This is a genomic window from Dietzia maris, from assembly GCF_014144855.1.
GTDB classification, from domain to species: Bacteria; Actinomycetota; Actinomycetes; order Mycobacteriales; family Mycobacteriaceae; genus Dietzia; species Dietzia kunjamensis.
On record NZ_JAALDN010000366.1, the window covers coordinates 1 to 1,315 of the forward strand.

Below are 1,315 nucleotides of genomic sequence, written 5' to 3' on the forward strand. Positions count from 1 at the left end.
GGCGGGTACGGAATGGGTGCCGTCACCGCGGTCACGATCCAGAACACCGTCGGGGTGACCGGGGTGCACGCCGTGCCCGTCGACGACGTGATCGCCCAGCTCGACGCCGTCGCCAATGACGTGACGATCGACGCCGTCAAGATCGGCATGCTCGGTGAGGCCGCTCTGGTGGAGGCGGTCGGCGACTGGCTTCGTCGTCGTCGTCCACCCCACGTCGTCCTCGACCCGGTGATGGTGGCCACCACCGGAGGCCGGCTGGCCAGTGAGGACGCGGCGCGGATGCTGCGGGACCTCGTCCCGCTGGCGGACCTGGTGACGCCCAATGTCCCCGAACTCGCGGTGCTGTGTGGCGGCGAGTCCGCGGAGCACATCGAGACGATCGTCGGGCAGGCCGAGCTCGTGCACGAGCAGACCGGCTGCGCGGTGCTCGCCACCACGGGCGATCTGGACGACGGCAGTGCGGAGGACGTGCTGGTGGAGTCCGAGGGGGACCGACGCACGACGCTGCGTCTGCCGTTCGTCCGCGTCGACACCCCGCACACGCACGGCACCGGGTGTTCGTTGTCCTCGGCGCTGGCCACCGCGCGGGTGGGGGAGAGGGACTGGGAGGCGGCCTACCGCCGCGTCCGCCCGTGGATCGACGGGGCCCTCCACGGCGGTCTCACCCTGGAGGTCGGCCGCGGTTCCGGCCCGCTCGACCACACTTGGTTCCTGCACCGCTGACCTGGGACGGCGCGGCCGTCCGCACCGACTGTGTCGTACACCTGTGCGAGTATCGGTTCCGCCGAACGGCCGAGACGATCAGGAGCAGACAGTGAACACCTCCCACAACACCTCCCACAACACCTCCCACAACACCTCGCAGGGCACCTCGCAGACCCGATCGCAGGACGGGCACGAGGGCGCCGGGCCCCCCTCGTCAGAGAAGGCGTTGGACAGGGTCCGCAAACTCTTCGCCAAAGCCGAGAGCGTGGCGGGCACGCCCGAGGCCGAGGTCCTGCTCGAGCGTGCCTACGCCCTGCTCGCCAAGTACGGCGTCGACGAGGCGCTCGCGCGGACCGGTCCGGATACCGCCGCCGAGGTGGCGGTCATCGACCACGTGATCTCCGGGAGCTATCAACCCGACCAGGTGGGACTGGTGGCCGCCCTCGCCGCCGCGATGCACTGCCGGGCCGTCACGTCCGCCCGCGGCGACGGCACCCGGGTCGTGCACATCGTGGGGGTTCGCCGCCACGTCGAGCGGGTGGGCATGCTCGCCGGGGCCCTCACCGGGGTCATGCTCGCCGCAGCGGCCAGACAGCGGCCCTCCCCGGGT

At 71.6% G+C, this 1,315-nt stretch carries 2 protein-coding genes; both read left to right on the top strand.

From position 1 onward, the window contains the following. A partial coding sequence (locus G6024_RS12040; RefSeq protein WP_159148796.1) for a bifunctional hydroxymethylpyrimidine kinase/phosphomethylpyrimidine kinase occupies positions 1 to 723 on the top strand: 723 nt, incomplete at its 5' end. A gap of 91 nt (positions 724 to 814) precedes the next feature. Continuing rightward, a partial coding sequence (locus G6024_RS12045) for a DUF2786 domain-containing protein (RefSeq protein WP_159148797.1) occupies positions 815 to 1,315 on the top strand: 501 nt, incomplete at its 3' end.